Genomic DNA, 15,844 nt, shown 5'->3' with positions numbered 1-15,844 from the left:
TTAAGCCTTTATGCTCTTTAAGATCAGTTTTGAAATTTGATAAACATCATCTTTACTCATCGCCGTGCCACTTGGCAAACAAATTCCTTTTTGGAAAAATAGCTCACTATTGCCATTAAGATAAGCCTTAGCTCCTTTAAATACTTCTTGAGTGTGCATAGCTTTCCATAATGGTCTTGTTTCTATTTGTTCATTTTTCAAATCTTCTATGAGTTTTGAAATTTTTGGATGCAAAGCGATATTTTTTTGACTGATATTTATATCTTTTTGACAAGCATTAAGTTCATTTTTATCAAAATCAATCAAAGCTGTACTTAACCAGCGATTACTTCTTGAATTTTCTAATTCATCTAAAAAGCTAAAATGCTCTCCTAAAAATTCTTTATACCACTCATAAATTTCTCTTTTTTTAAGCACTCTTTGTTCTAAAACCTCCATTTGTGCTACGCCAATAGCTCCTAAAACATTGCTTAAACGGTAATTATAACCATAATCTAAATGTTCATAATGCAAACAATTTTCCCTTGCTTGAGTGCTATAAAATCTTGCTTTTTCAATCTTTTCTTTATTTTTTCCTATAAGCATACCTCCACCTGAAGTGGTGATAATTTTATTACCATTATAAGAATAAACTCCAAATTCTCCAAAAGTTCCTAAAGCTTTATTCTTATAAAAACTTCCTAAAGCTTCGGCAGCATCTTCGATTAAAACAATTTCATTTTCTTTGCAAATTTTAACAATCTCATCCATTTTTGCAGCATTGCCATAAAGATGAGTTAAAATCAATGCTTTTGGTTTTTTTTCACATTCTTTAATGGCGAGTTTTAACAAATCTACATCAATATTATAAGTTTCATCACAATCTATAAATACAGGCTTTGCTTTAAGATAACAAATAGGTGCTACTGAAGCGATAAAAGTAAAAGAAGAAGCTAAAACGATATCATCTTGTTTTACCCCTGCCACCCTTAAAGCTAAATGCAAAGCCGCTGTGGCTGAATTTAAAGCTAAGGCATTTTCACTTTTGCTATAATCTTTTACACTTTGCTCAAAGCGATTTACAAATTCACCCAAAGGTGCTATATAATTGCTTTTGAAAACTTCTTCTATGTATTTTAATTCATTGCCACCCATATGCGGAGGAGAAAGAAAAAATCTCATGATTTATCCTTTGTATAAAACAAAATTTTTATAAATTGACTCTATTTTACCTAAAAAAATTTACAAAGAATCAAACAAAAATCTTTTTATAATCATTTCATATTTTTCTTTTTGCAGGCACTCCCACAAAAACACCTTTTTCATCTTGACTTTTAACCAAAGTTGCTCCACCACCTAAAATACTATCATCTGCTAAGCTTAAATTAGGCAAAACACAAGAATTAATCCCTAAAAAACAATTTTTACCGATTTTTACATTGCCCGCACACTTAGCCCCTACACTCACATGAGAAAATTCCCCTATCACGCATTCATGTTCAATCACACTTGAAGTATTTAAAATCACGCCTTTTTCTATTTTGGCTTTAGCATTAACTACTACATAAGGCATGATTAAAATTCCTGCATTTTCCTCCACACCTGCACTAGGACTTATAAGTGCACTTTTATGGATAAGATTAACAATTTTAAAGCCATTTTCTGAAATTTTTTGATAAATCTTTTTTCGAATTTCATTGTTTCCTATGGCTATAAAAAAATCATATTTAGGTAAGGTGCTTTCAAATTTCACTCCTTTAAAATCATCTAAAAAAATACATTCTTTATAACCCATATTTTTAGCCACATCTTCACAAACAAGCCCATGACCACTAGCACCATAAATATAAATTTTTTCAGTTCTTGCCATTAAATTTCTCTGTTGTAACATGGCCTTCTTTGCTTACCCCGCTTCGTTTTAAAACCTTTAAAGCTGTTAAAAACATGATTTTTAAATCAAGCAAAAAAGAAATATTTTTCACATAATACACATCAAGTTCGAATTTTTTCTGCCAAGAAATAGCATTTCTACCATTTACCTGCGCCCACCCTGTTATACCTGGACGCACTTTATGACGTAATTTTTGCTCTTCATTGTAAAGAGGTAAATACTCAACCAAAAGAGGTCTAGGTCCAACAAAACTCATATCCCCTTTTAAAACATTAAAAAGTTGTAAAAGCTCATCCAAACTTAAGCTTCTAACGATTTTTCCAAAAGCTTTCAAACGCAATTCATCGCTTAATAACTCACCCTTTTCATCTCTTTCATCGCTCATGGTTTTAAATTTATAAATTTTAAAAATTTTTTCATCTAACCCTGGGCGATTTTGGGTAAAAATCACACTTCCTTGAGTGATTTTTAAAAGTAAAGCAGTGATTAAAATCACCGGAGAAAAAAGCACCAAAAGCACTAAAGCTAAAATAAAATCAAAAATTCTTTTAAAAACTTTTTCATACATTCTTAATTACCCTATCATAAAGTTTTAAATAACGCTGTGCGATATTATTTTCATCGTATTGTAAAGCATCTTGGGCGGCATTTTTAGCTAAATTTAATCTTAATTTTTCATCTTCTAATAAAAGTGAAATTTTTTCGCTTAAATCTTTAGCATTTTTTGTTTTTGCCCAAAGTCCATCATAAGCATTAGAAATAGCCTCCACACAACCTTCGCAATCACTTACCACTATAGCCTTACCGCAAGCTTTTGCCTCCAAAACACTTACAGGAAAGCCTTCTTTATAGCTTGGTAAAACAAAAATATCACAATTTTGCAAAAGCTCGACTATATCACTTCTAGCACCCAAATAATGCACCACGCCAGAGTTTAAAAACTCCAAACTTGCACAAGAAGGATTTTCATCTCTTCCACCAACTAAAACAAAATTTGCTTTGTCTTTTAGCATAGCAGCACTTTCATAAAATTCTTTCACACCCTTATGCCATAAAGCTCTTGCTATCATAAGCACAATGGGTTTTTTATCTATGTTTAAATTTTTCCAAAAAAGCTCTTTTTTTTCCGATTCTACATAAATAGGAAAAAATTTTTTTAAATTGATCCCTACAGATTTTATCACGCAAATTTTATTTTCTTTAAGTCCTAAATTCCGCATAAACTCAGCATTACTTTCATTGACAAAAATAAACTGGTGTGCAAATTTAAAACTTAATTTATAAAGATTATTAATAACAAAACGCACTAAATTTGCCTTAAAACCTTGATCTATATAAAAAGATCCCAAGCCTTCTACCAAAGCAAAACGATAAGGAATTTTTGCCCATTTTGCTGCTAAAATTCCAAAGGTATTGCTTTTATGTGCTGCACTTTGAATAAAATCAAGATTTAAATTTTTCAAAACCTTAGCAAGATAAAAAAAATTCTTTAAAACCACAAAAGGATTTAAACTAGCTCTTGAAAACTCATAAACAATTACTTTTAAGCCAAGATCTCTAAGTTTTTGCGTGTATTCATCTTGCGGCACTATAACAAAAACTTCGTCTTTTCTATCTTTTAACGCTTTTATAATAGGCATTCTAAAATGATAAATACTCGCTCCTGCATGTGATAAAAATCCTATTCTCATTTTCAACCCTTAAATTTTAAGTTTAAAAACCTTAGCATCTCTAGAATTAATCACCAAGTCAAATAAATTCTTATCATAATTTCCCAAAAAAAACATTTGCACATAAGCACTATTAAACATGGTTTTATCCATTAAAATAAATTGTGCATAAGGAATAGCACTATCCTTTAAATAAAAAATATAAAACTGAGCCTTATCATCAATTGGAGTGATTTTGTATTCACCTTGTTTAATAGAATTAATCTCTACGATACTATTTACAGAAACCACATTATCACCTATTTTAAAACTTCTAAAATCATCGCTTAAAACCACTCCATTGCTAAGATAAATTTCTCCATTTTTAACATCAAGTGGATAAGCTGTGCTAAAGGTAAAAGGTTTATCCAAAACTCCTGTATCTAAATTAATAAAAGAAAAACTAGCCACCGTAGAAAAAATCAAAGACATTCTAGCGGGCATATAAAGATAAATATCACGAGTTTTTGGCGTATCGATTTTAAAATCAGGTTTTGATAATGAAGCTAGAAACAAATCCACATTGCTTTGATTATAATCTTTCATCATGGCTTGTAAAATGTCTGTTTTTAAAATATCATTTTGCGGAGCATAAAAGCTTTTTTCTGTATATTCTACACTAAGTCTTGCCATATTAGCTGCAGCTTGTTCATCTTTGCTTAAAACAAAAGAAGGGAAAAAATTATCCCTACCTAAATGCTTTCCACCATCTACTAAAGTTTTCACATCGCTATAATAACGCACAGGATAACCATAATCCCACCAAGTTACCACATAATCTTCTCTATTGGCTATATTTTTTAATTGATTTAATAATGATGCTTCATTTTGAGAAAAAACTGTTGGTGCTTTATAGTTGTAAATATGGATAAATACTGGAGCTAAAGTCAAAATAGTTGCAAAAACAATACAAACATTTGAAGTTAATTGGCTATATTTTTTAACCAATATAGCCTTAAACTCGCTCAATAAAAAACCAAATCCTAAGGCCATTACAGGTACAGAATAAATGGTAAATCTAAGCCCCCCTTTTAAGGCTAAAAACCCAAGCACCAATATAGGTAAAGCCATAATCATACTTTTATGTTTTCTCAAAAGCCATACAAAACCAAACAAAGAAAACAAAAAAACAATTTCACTACCACTAATTCTTCGCATAAATTCGCTAAGATCTACATTTTCAACTTCTTGTATGGTTTGATTGACATTAAAATACATAAAACCCTGCGTTAAATTCGCACTTTCATCACTTCTAAAAATATAAAATTTAAGCTGATAAAGTATAGGATCAACCCCACCACTTAAAATCAAAAATATCAAAGTTACACTACCTAAAATTCCTATAATCATAAAATTTAAGCGTTTTTGCTCTAAGGCAAATAAAGCAAAAAGTATTACTATAATGGCACTTTGATAAAACCATGCTATATTTGAAAGAGTAAGAGAAGACAAAATCACAGCTATATAAAAAATCTTTTCTTTTCTATGAAAAATAAGCGTATAAATTAAAAAAAGTCCAATTAAAGCTACATTTAAAGTATAACTTGAAGGATACCACCAAAGATAAATTCCTATAAATAACGGCAAGGCAATCAATGAAAAAAAGTCTTTTTTTAAAATCATTCTTACCATAAAAAATAAAATAAACATAGGTAAAACAATTACCAGCATATCCGTATCATAATACCCACTCATAGTGCGATTATAATAACTGTTTGCTATACTTGCTAAAAGAGCAGCTACAAAGCCCATTAAAGGACGTTTATATTCATTAGCTAGTAAAATAATAGGAATCACCACCAAAGAAGATAAAAAAGTACTCATATATAAAATGATACTTTCAAAAGAAAAAGGTGTGACTTTATAAAGCCAATAAGTAAGCGTAGATAAAGAAGATCCATAATAACTCAAATCATTAGGCTGATGAAAACCTGCTATCATATCTCTTGCGCCTTCAGCAAAGGCATAGCCATCGTTTGAAATGATCATTAATTGATTATTGAAAAAATACTCATTAAACTCACTTGCCCACCAAACCCAATAAAACCTGCAAAATACACTAAAAACATAAGCTAATATAATCATTGCAAACAAAACTAAATAAGGGTTTTTTAAATACTCTTTTTTCAACATCTTTTATCCTAATAAATATCTCAAAGCATCGCGTGCAATTTTTACTTTATCAAAGGCCTTAGCCCTAGTTTTAGCCTTATTTTTATACGCTTTTCTTAATTTATCGTCTTCAAGCATAGTTTTTAAACCCTGAAACATGGAGTTTTCATTATCTACTTCTACTAAAAGTCCAAATTCATCATCTCCAAAAAGCTCTCTTGCACCACTTTTATGATCAGTGCAAACTACCGCACAAGAACAAGCTAAGCTTTCAATTAAAACATTTGAAAAACCTTCAAACACAGAAGCAAAAGCAAAAAATTCACATTTAGCCATGTATTTATAAGGATTATTATCAAATCCTAAAAGCAAAACCTTTTCTTCTAAATTCAACTCTTTAATCAAAACTAAAAGCTCATCTTTAAGTACACCTTCACCTAAAATCACAAGCTTTAAATCTGTTTTCAATCTCGCATAAGCACGAATTAATAAAGCATGATTTTTACCTTTATCAAGCCTGCCTACACTTAAAATAAATTTATCTTTTAAAGCTATGTCTTCAAGGGCTTTTTGCTCTATGTTTTCTAAATCGATGGCATTGTATAAAATTTCACATTTTTTTGGATTTATACTAAAATTTTGCACTAAATCTTCTAAATTTCCCTTAGAATTAGGCAAGATTAAATCAGCCCTTGGGTAAAGCAAAGAAATTAAAAATTTATTTGCCAAAGAATTAAAATTATTTTTCGCATACATCACACTTGGCGTAGTGCATTCATTGATCACAAGGCGAGTTTTATTTCCAAACATTCTTGCCATTAAAGCTATATAATTAGGTCGATTTAAAAAAACAAATTCTGTATCAATGCCTAAATTTCTGCAAAGTTTTTTGTATTTTAAAGCCAAAAAAGGTAATTTTAAAAATTTCAAAATAGGATTTTCACTAGGTTTTGAATATTCTAAAAAATGAATTTGACACTCTGGAATTTCATAAGAAATTTTATCATTCATCAAGATCAAATGCACTTCAAATTTCAAACTTAAAATAGGCAATAAAGTCGCCACAACTCTTTCAGCACCACCACTTCCCAAAGAATAAATAAAAATTCCTAATTTTTGCATAAAGCCACCCGAATTTTCGATAATTTTTCAATCATATTATTTGGAATTATACTTAAAATGAGTAATATCAAAGCAGGAGCGTTGATTTTTATACTCAGGCTTTTAAACAAACATTTATAAAGAGCTTTATAATTTTTTGCAAGTTTTGCATAATAAGCTGCCATTTTATAATAACTCGCACAAGTTTTTTTATAATCTTTATCCTTACTCATTCTAAGTTCATTTTCTAAAATTTTAGCAAGCTCTAAATATCCCAAATACACCCTATAAGCATTTTTACTCGCCCCTAAAGTCACGCTATCTTGCCTAAAAATCCTATAAATCCTAAAAGCCTTATGAATATAAAAACTTTTTTCCTTGTATAAATTTACCCAAAGCGTGGCTTCATTGCCATAAAATTCTTCATTAAAACGCTTGTTTTCAAGTAGAGATTTTTTAAAAACAGAAAAAAACTCTCCGCTAAATTTAGCCATTAAAAAATCTTTTTTAGAAATTTCGCTATCTTTTTCCAAACCCTTGCCGCTAAATTCCTTGCTTAAATTTCCTTCTTTTTCTATCAAACAATTTCCAAAAACATGAGCATAACCTTCGTTTGCTTTTTGCATTAAGATGCCTAAAGCCCCAGATAAAAGTTCATCATCATCATCTAAAAAAGTTACAAACTCGCCACTTGCTTGATCTAAGCCATTATTTTTATTGCCATTTGGACCTTGTTTGTAGTTTTGATTTAAAAAATACTTAATGCGATCATCATTTTTTTGTAAATTTTGCACCACACTTTTAGTATCATCGCTAGAATTATCATCACTTATAATAATTTCTAAATCTTTAAAATCTTGATTTTGTATGCTTTTAATAGCCTTTTCTAACAAAACTTGACGATTAAAAGTTGGTACTATAACAGAAAGTTTAGGCATTTTTAACCTCGACTATAAGCTTAAGCCATTCTTCTTTGATATGAGAAATTTCAAAATCTTTACACCTTTGTTTGGCATTATTTACAAGTTCTTTTCTAAAATTTTCATCATTTAAAACAAGTTCGAGTTTTTTAGCAAGTGCTATTTCATCATCACAACCTACCAAAAGTCCATCATGATTATCTTTGATCAAATCCTTAGCACCATTATAATAAGAACTTGAAATTCTACAAACCTCAAAATACAAACTTTCAATTAAAACCGTTGGCAAACCCTCTACAAAAGAACAAAGGCAAAGCGCTTTTGCTTTTTCATAAAGAGCCTTGACATTTTCAACGCGTCCTAAAAAATCAACTTTTATTCCTAAAGATTTTACCTTGTATTCAAGTTCTTGCCTTAACTCTCCATCTCCTGCTATAACAAATTTATAATTTTCTTGCAAATTTTTATCCAAATGCGCTATAGCTTTTAAAAACATTGCAGGGTTTTTGTTGTGATCTAAACGCCCTATAAAAAGAACTACATTTTCTTTTTCAAAACTAGAATCAAAAGGAATTTCTTCGCTAAAATGGCAAGGGTTTAATAAAAGCTTAACCCTTTTTACAAATCTTTCATAATACATCTTATCACTGCTTCCAAGCACACTTAAAGCATCACAAAAAGGATAACTTACCCTTCTTAAAAAACGCCAAATTTTAGGTTTTAAATACGCTTCATTACTATGCTCACTTATAATGAGTGGAGTTTTAAGCCCTATTTTCGCAGCAATACAAGCAATATTAGTCGTATCCAAAAAAGAAATAAAAACATCAGCCTTACTTTCTTTCAAAGCCTTTCTTAAAGCAAAAAATTTCTTAAAACGACTTGCGATTTTATGATAAAGTGTGTCAAATCTAAATTGTTCTAAACTTGTAACTTTAACTTCATTTTCAAGCTTATAAAAAGATTCTCCTGCATGAAATTTAATAATACTTACTTCATGCTCTTTACAAAGTGCATTAGCTAAAGTTACCAAAACACGCTCAGCGCCTCCTGAATTTAAAGTTGCGATAATAAAGCTTATTTTCATCATTTCTCCTCTTTAAGCTTACCGTGTTCTAAACGATAAACCTTATCACATTGCGTTATCGTAGAAAGGCGATGTGCGATAATAATCATGGTTTTATCTTTAGAAATTTTATAAATTTCATCCATGATTTTTGCTTCACTTTGAGTATCAAGCGCAGAAGTTGCTTCATCGAGCACTAAAATTTCAGGCTCTAGATATAAAGCTCTTGCTATAGCTATGCGTTGTTTTTGTCCCCCGCTTAAATTACTCCCCCCATCACCTACTTTTGTTTGCACTCCTTGAGGTAAATTTTTTATAAAATGCTCTAAATTTGCTTGTTTGATAACCTTACTAAGTTTTTCTTCATCAACCGCATCTGTAAAAGTGATATTTTTAGCTATGCTGTCATTAAAAAGATAAATATTTTGCGGGATATAACCTATTTTTTGGCGATAATTTTTTGCATTACTTGCATTTAACTCTTGCTTATCAATTAAAATTTGCCCTTCTTTTGGTTTTAAAAGTCCTATGATAAGATCTACTAAGGTACTTTTTCCACAACCACTCTCCCCTATAAAAGCGATTTTTTCGCCTTTTTTAATGTTTAAATTAAGATTTTTAAATAAATGTTTTTTTCCCTCATAACCAAAGCTAAGATTGCAAATTTTAAGCTCTTGATTAAAGCTTAATTTTTCCTCGCCCAAATTTTCTTCTTCTTGTCTTAAATTTTGATAAATAATATCCAAAGAAGAGTGATAATAAAGCAAATCATGATAACTTGTGATAATACGATTTGCGCTTGGCATTAAGCGATAAAGCGCTAAAACAAAAATAGAAATCGTGGATAAAATACCTGAAATATCACTTTCATTTTTCAAAACCAAAAATACCACGATAAAAACAAGTACGCAAAAACCTATTCCTTCAAGATAAATTCTAGGCACCGCAGCTACGCTTTCATTGGTAATATTTGCTTTAGAAAAAGCTTCACTTTGTGCTTTAAAAAGGCTTAATACTCCATCTTCTTTGGTTTTAAGCTTGATAAATTTGAAATTATTTAAATTTGTATTTAAAATTTCGAAGAAATTTTTCATCGCTTCTTCACGTTTTAGTCCTGCTTTTTTAATGATAGGACTTAAAATTTTCACTAAAATAAAGGCATTTAATACCATAAAAATACTTAAAAATAAAGTGATTTTATAATTAATCAAAAGCATTAAAGCATAAAGCAAAAGCACTACAAAAATTTCACTCATCAAAAGTAAAAATGATGAAATCATAGTGCTTAGATTATAAACTTCCCCTGTAATGGACTTTAAAATTTCAGATTGATTTTTTTGAGTAAATTTTTCATAATTAATATTTAAAAATTTAGAAAAAACCTTATAAGCAATCGCGTGATAACGCCCTTTAGAAAATCTTGCCAAAAGATGAAAATAATACGCATTTAACAAAGCTCTAAACACATAAAAAACAATAAGCCCCACTCCAAAATAAACAATGATTTCAAAAACAGGGATATTAAGATATTCTTTTAGGCTGATTAAATATTTATTACGATCAAAATAAGAAAAATCACTAGCCAAAGTGATAAAAGGCATTACCAAAGAAATTGCAAAAGTTTCCATAAAAGAAACAAATACTGAAAAAACAAGCAAGAAAAATAAAAAATTTTTATCTTCCTTGCTTAAAATAAAAAAAAGTTTTTTTAACACTGTTTTTCCCAATCAAAAGCAGATTTACAAATAAGCTCTAAATCATCATATTTAGGCTGCCAAGAAGTAAGATTTCTGATTTTACTTGCATCAGAAATCAACACACTAGGATCGCCCGCACGGCGTGGGGCAAGTTCTACTTTAAAATCCACTCCACTAACTTTTTTCATCGCTCCAATCACTTCTTTTACACTAAAACCATGTCCATAACCTACATTAAAAACATTGCTTTCATTCTCTTGTAAATAATCCAAAGCTGCTAAATGCGCGCTTGAAATATCATCTACATGGATAAAATCTCTTATGCAAGTACCATCTTTTGTATCATAATCATCGCCAAATATGAAAAGTTTTTCACGTTTTCCTGCGGCACATTCAGCTGCAACTTTTATAAGCAAAGTCGCTTTTGGATAGCGTTGTCCTAAAGTATAATCCATGCAAGCACCTGCAACATTAAAATATCTTAAAATACAATGCTTAAATTCAGGATTTGCCATACTTGCATCACGCAAAACTTCTTCGCTCATAAGCTTACTACGACCATAAGGATTAATAGGCGCTAAAGGGCTTGTTTCGCTCACAACAGGAGTTTGTGGTTCGCCATAAGTGGCTGCCGTTGAAGAAAATATAAATTTATTCACTCCAGTTTGCAAACAAGTTTCGATGAGATTTGTTGTATTAACAGTGTTGTTCATATAATATTTTAAAGGGTTTTGCATACTTTCAAAAACTTCAATGCTCGCTGCAAAATGCACAATAGCGTCAAATTTTTCTCTCTCAAACAATGCTTTTACACCTTGAAAATCACTTAAATCTTGTTCAAAAAATTTAAAAGCTCTTATTTTTTGCAAATCTTCTATTGCAATTTTAGAGCCCTTAGAAAGATTATCTAAAACACAAATTTCATGATCTGTTTTTAAAAATTGTCTTAAAGTATGAGAACCTATATAACCTGCGCCACCGCTAATAAGAATTTTCATCATCATTCCTTTTTTTAAAAATATCAAAAATAAATTTTAATATATTTTCTTAAATACTTAAGATTGAACCTTTGAAATTTCACTCTCACAAGCTTTTGCGAAAACTTCTGTATAAGAACGATCTGATTTTTTCGCACACAAGAAATCTCTCATATAAGAAAGAAAATCAACATAATCTTCTTCACTAACATTACCTTTAATAAATTCATATTTTAAAAAAAGCATATAGGTATTTAAAACATCACTTTCACAATATTCGTGAATTTTTTCAAGTTCATTTTCATAAAAAAGTTTTATCACCTCATCGCCATGCACATCATATTTTCCTGGCAAACCCACCATAGAACAAAGTGTATCAAGCTTTATTCCACGCCCATTAGAACCTAAGGATTCCAATAAATCACAATGTTTTAATTCTGAAAATCTTGTTTTATAATTATTCCATTTATCACTTTGGGTATCTAAATAAGTTGCTGCTTTTAAATTGTATTTTAAAGCCCTTAAAACAAGAACAGGCATATCGAAATTTTTACCATTGAAACTGACTAATTTTGGCTCATAATTTTCTATAAAATTAAAAAAATTCTCAATCATTTCTTTTTCATTTTGCCCATCAATTTTATTTACTTTGATAAATTTTCCAAAATTATCGCTTAAAACTGCACAAATACTGATGATTTTATGATAAGGCAAAGGCAAAAACTCACTCCCGCTTTGTTCTTTTTGCCACTGAAGTGCTTTTAAACTTACCTCCAAATCACTTCCTTCAAAACCTAAAGTTTTGCGGATAAGCTCAACATCTGGCACACTCTCACAATCAAAAACACAAATATAACCTTCATTTTTTGCCATTTTTTAACCTTTTTTTAAATAATTTCGCTAAAATCATAGCAAAAATTTTAAAATATTAGGCTTTTAATGAAAATAGCAATTGTTCGTTTGTCAGCACTTGGTGATATTATCCAAAGTGCCGTGGTTTTGCAATTTATCAAAAATTTTAAAAAAGATATAAAAATTCATTGGTTTGTAGATGAAAAATTTGAAGGCATACTCAAAAATCATCCTTTAATAGACAAACTCTATGCCCTGCCCTTAAAAGACAAAAAAATTTTAAAAAGCCTAAAAATTCTTCTTAAAGCAAGAAAAAACAACTATAATACAGTAATAGATCTACAAGGGCTTATAAAATCTGCTATTGTAAGTCGAATTTTAAGTAGAAATAATTTTGGTTTTGATAAAAATAGCCTTAAAGAAAGTTTTGCTCATAATTTCTACAACCAAAAACTTGAGTTAGATTACAATGAAAATGTATTTGTAAGATACTTAAGTCTTACCTCCTTTATGTTAAATACTGATTTTAATGTCAAAAATTTAGCCTTTAAACAAGATATTTTTAGCGTGGATGAAAATTTAAAGCAACTCTTAAACAATAAACTCAAGCTCGATAAAAACGAAAAAAACATACTCATACACGTGGGTTCAAGCGTAGAAAATAAAATCTATCCTAAAACCAAACTTGCTATACTTTGTAAGCTTTTAATCAATGAATTTCAACAAGCAAAAATTTGGCTCGCTTGGGGAAATGTAAAAGAATACGAATTTGCTAAAGAGGTTTTAAATCTTAGCGGCATTGATGAAACACATATAGAATTAGCACCAAAATTTAGCCTTGAAGAACTAATGGCTTTTACAAAAATGATGGATCTTATCATAGGAAATGATAGTGGTCCAACACATTTAGCTTTTGCTTTAAATAAGGCATCTATTACGATTTTTGGTGCAACACCAAGCTACCGCAATGCTTTTCAAACTCATATCAATAAAATCATTGATGCAGGTAAAAAAATCCAAAATGCCAAGCATATCGATAAAAGTGATTTTTGTATCACGCGTATAGAAGAAGAAGATATCTTCAAACTTGCCAAAGGCTTACTTAATGAAAAATAGCGATAGAATATATCTTAGTCTTTATTATATTTTGAAATTTTTTGTTACTTTTATGCCTGAGTGTATCTTGCATTTTTTAGCTTTGATTGTGGCAAGAATCACTTTTTATCTTAACAAAAAACATCGCAAGATCATCGATACAAATTTGCAAATCTGCTTCCCTCAATACACTCAAAAAGAACGCGATAAATTGTCTTTGAAAATTTATGAAAATTTTGCTCAATTTGGGATTGATTGCTTGCAAAATCAAAACACCACCAAAGAAAAAATTCTCAATAAAGTAAAATTTGTCAATGAAAATTTTCTTATAGATACTCTAGCTTTAAAGCGTCCTATTATCTTCACAACTGCACACTATGGAAACTGGGAAATTTTAAGCCTTGCTTATGCAGCTAAATATGGTGCGATTTCTATAGTAGGGAAAAAGTTAAAAAGTGAAATTATGTATGAAATTTTAAGTCAAAATCGCACCCAATTTGACATAGAACTTATCGATAAAAAAGGTGGCATAAGACAAATGCTAAGTGCTCTAAAAAAAGGGCGAACTTTGGGAATTTTAACTGATCAAGACTGCGTAGAAAAAGAAAGCATAAAATTAAAATTTTTTAACAAAGAAGTGAATTATCAAATGGGAGCAAGCCTTATCGCACAAAGAAGCAATGCTTTGATCATCCCTGTTTATGCCTATAAAGAAGAGGGTAAATTTTGCATAGAGTTTTTTAAAGCAAAAGATTCTCAAAATGCAAGCTTAGAAGAACTGACACTTTATCAAGCACAAAGTTGCGAAGAAATGATTAAAAAAAGACCTTGGGAATACTTTTTTTTCCATAGACGCTTTGCAAGTTATAATGAGGAAATTTACAAGGATGTAAAATGAATCTAAAGCAAATAAGCGTTATTATCATCGTAAAAAATGCTGAGCAAACTTTGCTTGAGTGCTTAAATTCTGTAAAAAAATTTGATGAAATTATTCTACTTAACAATGAAAGTAGCGATAATACCCTAAATATAGCTAATGAATTTAAAAAAGATTTTGCTAATTTGCACATTTACCACAGTGCTTTTATAGGTTTTGGAGCTTTAAAAAACCTTGCTTTAAGTTATGCAAAAAATGATTGGATTTTAAGTATTGATGCTGATGAAGTGCTTGAAAATGAGTGTATCAAAGAGCTTAAAAATTTAGAACTTCAAGAAGATAATATCATTGCACTTAGTCGTAAAAATCTCTATAAAGGCGAATGGATAAAGGCTTGTGGTTGGTGGCCTGATTATGTTTTAAGAATTTTTAATAAAAATTTCACTCGTTTTAATGATAATTTAGTACATGAAAGTCTTATTCTACCAAGCAATGCTAAAAAAATTTATCTTAAAAATGGATTGAAGCATTATTCTTATAAGGACATCTCTCACTTAATTGACAAAATGCAGTATTACTCAAGCCTTTGGGCAAAACAAAATATGCACAAAAAAAGTAGAGTTTTAAAAGCAAATTTAAGAGCTTTTTGGACTTTTTTTAGAAATTATTTTTTAAAAAATGGCTTTTTATATGGTTATAAGGGTTTTATAATTAGCGTTTGCAATGCCTTAGGGACTTTTTTTAAATATATGAAATTATATGAACTTCAAAGACAAAAACCAAAAACTTGCGCTCTAATAATAACAACCTATAATCAAAAAGAATGCCTTAAATTAGTGCTTGATAGTGTTAAAAATCTAACCTTTTTACCAAATGAGGTTTTAATCACAGATGATGGTAGCAAAGAAGATACAGCAAGGCTTATTGAAGAATATCAAAAAGATTTTCCTTGCTCTTTAAAACACATTTGGCAAGAAGATGAGGGTTTTCACTCTGCAAAAAGTAGAAATAATGCCATTAGAGTTTCTAAAAGTGAATATATAATTTTAATTGACGGCGATATGATTTTAGAAAAAGACTTTATAAAAAATCATTTCGAATTTGCGAAACGCAAAGTAATTTTACAAGGTTCAAGAGTAATTTTAAATAAAAATGAAAGCGAAGAAATCTTAAAAAACAATAATTATAGTTTAGCTTTTAGTAAAAAAGATTTTAAAAGTTATAAAAATTCCTTTTTAGCTAAAATTATCTATAAATTTTCAAAAATAGAGCAAAAATTTTTTGATACCAAGGAAATAGTAAGGGACAGTAAAACCTGTAATATAAGTTTTTATAAAAGTGATTTTGAAGCCATTGAGGGATTTAATGAAAAATTTATAGGATGGGGCATGGAAGATAGTGAGTTTGTAGCTAGATTTTTATTTAATAAAGGTATTTTTAAACGATTAAAATTTAAAGCTATTGCTTATCATATTTATCACGAAGAAAATAGCAAAAAAATGCCTGAAAGCAATCATCAAATTTATTTAGATACCATTAAAAATAAAAAGATTTCTTGGAGATAAAAC

14 protein-coding genes are annotated in these 15,844 nt (G+C 29.7%); 3 read left to right on the top strand and 11 right to left on the bottom strand.

Annotated elements, in window-relative coordinates; all coding sequences use genetic code 11:
• The 11 genes from pglE to AJN70_RS01825 form a co-directional block, all read right to left on the bottom strand.
• Nucleotides 1-1,161, bottom strand: a complete 1,161-nt coding sequence (gene pglE / locus AJN70_RS01875; RefSeq protein ID WP_002880712.1) for a UDP-N-acetylbacillosamine transaminase — start codon at nt 1,159-1,161, stop codon at nt 1-3.
• A 97-nt stretch (nt 1,162-1,258) separates the two neighbouring features.
• Nucleotides 1,259-1,849 carry a UDP-N-acetylbacillosamine N-acetyltransferase gene (gene pglD, locus AJN70_RS01870; protein WP_032603433.1) on the bottom strand — a complete coding sequence of 197 codons (591 nt, stop codon included), beginning with the start codon at nt 1,847-1,849 and terminating at the stop codon, nt 1,259-1,261.
• Nucleotides 1,836-2,438, bottom strand: coding sequence for an undecaprenyl phosphate N,N'-diacetylbacillosamine 1-phosphate transferase (pglC, locus tag AJN70_RS01865; protein ID WP_002861839.1), 603 nt, complete (start codon nt 2,436-2,438; stop codon nt 1,836-1,838). The genes pglD and pglC overlap by 14 nt, the downstream gene beginning before the upstream one ends.
• The gene (gene pglA / locus AJN70_RS01860; RefSeq protein ID WP_070295433.1) at nt 2,431-3,561 is read right to left on the bottom strand and encodes a N,N'-diacetylbacillosaminyl-diphospho-undecaprenol alpha-1,3-N-acetylgalactosaminyltransferase; all 1,131 of its coding nucleotides are present in this window, start codon (nt 3,559-3,561) and stop codon (nt 2,431-2,433) included. Before pglA ends, pglC begins: the two co-directional genes overlap by 8 nt.
• 9 nt (nt 3,562-3,570) lie before the next feature.
• Entirely contained in the window at nt 3,571-5,712 is a 2,142-nt protein-coding gene (gene pglB, locus AJN70_RS01855) for an undecaprenyl-diphosphooligosaccharide--protein glycotransferase (protein WP_070295431.1), read from the bottom strand.
• Nucleotides 5,713-5,715: 3 nt separating this feature from the next.
• Complete coding sequence (pglJ, locus tag AJN70_RS01850; RefSeq protein ID WP_070295429.1) at nt 5,716-6,813, bottom strand: N-acetylgalactosamine-N,N'-diacetylbacillosaminyl-diphospho-undecaprenol 4-alpha-N-acetylgalactosaminyltransferase; 1,098 nt, start codon at nt 6,811-6,813, stop codon at nt 5,716-5,718.
• Nucleotides 6,801-7,730: a GalNAc(5)-diNAcBac-PP-undecaprenol beta-1,3-glucosyltransferase gene (gene pglI, locus AJN70_RS01845; protein ID WP_044780181.1), complete on the bottom strand. Its 930-nt coding sequence runs from the start codon at nt 7,728-7,730 to the stop codon at nt 6,801-6,803. Before pglI ends, pglJ begins: the two co-directional genes overlap by 13 nt.
• Entirely contained in the window at nt 7,723-8,802 is a 1,080-nt protein-coding gene (pglH, locus tag AJN70_RS01840; RefSeq protein WP_079860113.1) for a GalNAc-alpha-(1->4)-GalNAc-alpha-(1->3)-diNAcBac-PP-undecaprenol alpha-1,4-N-acetyl-D-galactosaminyltransferase, read from the bottom strand. Before pglH ends, pglI begins: the two co-directional genes overlap by 8 nt.
• The gene (gene pglK / locus AJN70_RS01835) at nt 8,799-10,493 is read right to left on the bottom strand and encodes an ABC-type lipopolysaccharide transporter PglK (protein WP_070233017.1); all 1,695 of its coding nucleotides are present in this window, start codon (nt 10,491-10,493) and stop codon (nt 8,799-8,801) included. The genes pglH and pglK overlap by 4 nt, the downstream gene beginning before the upstream one ends.
• Nucleotides 10,487-11,473, bottom strand: a complete 987-nt coding sequence (gene galE, locus AJN70_RS01830; protein WP_002870504.1) for a UDP-glucose 4-epimerase GalE — start codon at nt 11,471-11,473, stop codon at nt 10,487-10,489. Before galE ends, pglK begins: the two co-directional genes overlap by 7 nt.
• A gap of 57 nt (nt 11,474-11,530) precedes the next feature.
• The gene (locus AJN70_RS01825; RefSeq protein WP_070233015.1) at nt 11,531-12,325 is read right to left on the bottom strand and encodes a 3'-5' exonuclease; all 795 of its coding nucleotides are present in this window, start codon (nt 12,323-12,325) and stop codon (nt 11,531-11,533) included.
• 66 nt (nt 12,326-12,391) lie between these two features.
• Here AJN70_RS01825 and waaC point away from each other — a divergent pair, with 66 nt between their 5' ends.
• From waaC to AJN70_RS01810, 3 genes are read left to right on the top strand one after another with little or no spacing between them, the layout of a single operon-like run.
• A complete protein-coding gene (gene waaC, locus AJN70_RS01820) occupies nt 12,392-13,420 on the top strand; it encodes a lipopolysaccharide heptosyltransferase I (RefSeq protein ID WP_070233012.1) in 1,029 nt (342 codons plus the stop codon).
• Nucleotides 13,410-14,297 (top strand): lipid A biosynthesis lauroyl acyltransferase HtrB, encoded by an 888-nt coding sequence (htrB, locus tag AJN70_RS01815; protein WP_070233010.1) that lies wholly within the window; start codon nt 13,410-13,412, stop codon nt 14,295-14,297. Before waaC ends, htrB begins: the two co-directional genes overlap by 11 nt.
• Complete coding sequence (locus tag AJN70_RS01810; protein WP_070233008.1) at nt 14,294-15,841, top strand: glycosyltransferase family 2 protein; 1,548 nt, start codon at nt 14,294-14,296, stop codon at nt 15,839-15,841. The genes htrB and AJN70_RS01810 overlap by 4 nt, the downstream gene beginning before the upstream one ends.
• Nucleotides 15,842-15,844 lie beyond the last annotated feature (3 nt).

It is taken from the genome of Campylobacter sp. BCW_4341, assembly GCF_001764255.1.
GTDB classification, from domain to species: domain Bacteria; phylum Campylobacterota; class Campylobacteria; order Campylobacterales; family Campylobacteraceae; genus Campylobacter_D; species Campylobacter_D jejuni.
The sequence above is the reverse complement of the archived record's forward strand: the minus strand, read 5'-3'. Positions and strand labels throughout refer to the sequence as shown.

What these genes read in the sequence shown, in the direction of transcription:
- pglE (WP_002880712.1), bottom strand. Translation starts at nt 1,161, where the DNA reads ATGAGATTTTTTCTTTCTCCTCCGCATATGGGTGGCAATGAATTAAAA.
- pglD (WP_032603433.1), bottom strand. Translation starts at nt 1,849, where the DNA reads ATGGCAAGAACTGAAAAAATTTATATTTATGGTGCTAGTGGTCATGGG.
- pglC (WP_002861839.1), bottom strand. Translation starts at nt 2,438, where the DNA reads ATGTATGAAAAAGTTTTTAAAAGAATTTTTGATTTTATTTTAGCTTTA.
- pglA (WP_070295433.1), bottom strand. Translation starts at nt 3,561, where the DNA reads ATGAGAATAGGATTTTTATCACATGCAGGAGCGAGTATTTATCATTTT.
- pglB (WP_070295431.1), bottom strand. Translation starts at nt 5,712, where the DNA reads ATGTTGAAAAAAGAGTATTTAAAAAACCCTTATTTAGTTTTGTTTGCA.
- pglJ (WP_070295429.1), bottom strand. Translation starts at nt 6,813, where the DNA reads ATGCAAAAATTAGGAATTTTTATTTATTCTTTGGGAAGTGGTGGTGCT.
- pglI (WP_044780181.1), bottom strand. Translation starts at nt 7,730, where the DNA reads ATGCCTAAACTTTCTGTTATAGTACCAACTTTTAATCGTCAAGTTTTG.
- pglH (WP_079860113.1), bottom strand. Translation starts at nt 8,802, where the DNA reads ATGATGAAAATAAGCTTTATTATCGCAACTTTAAATTCAGGAGGCGCT.
- galE (WP_002870504.1), bottom strand. Translation starts at nt 11,473, where the DNA reads ATGAAAATTCTTATTAGCGGTGGCGCAGGTTATATAGGTTCTCATACT.
- AJN70_RS01825 (WP_070233015.1), bottom strand. Translation starts at nt 12,325, where the DNA reads ATGGCAAAAAATGAAGGTTATATTTGTGTTTTTGATTGTGAGAGTGTG.
- waaC (WP_070233012.1), top strand. Translation starts at nt 12,392, where the DNA reads ATGAAAATAGCAATTGTTCGTTTGTCAGCACTTGGTGATATTATCCAA.
- htrB (WP_070233010.1), top strand. Translation starts at nt 13,410, where the DNA reads ATGAAAAATAGCGATAGAATATATCTTAGTCTTTATTATATTTTGAAA.
- AJN70_RS01810 (WP_070233008.1), top strand. Translation starts at nt 14,294, where the DNA reads ATGAATCTAAAGCAAATAAGCGTTATTATCATCGTAAAAAATGCTGAG.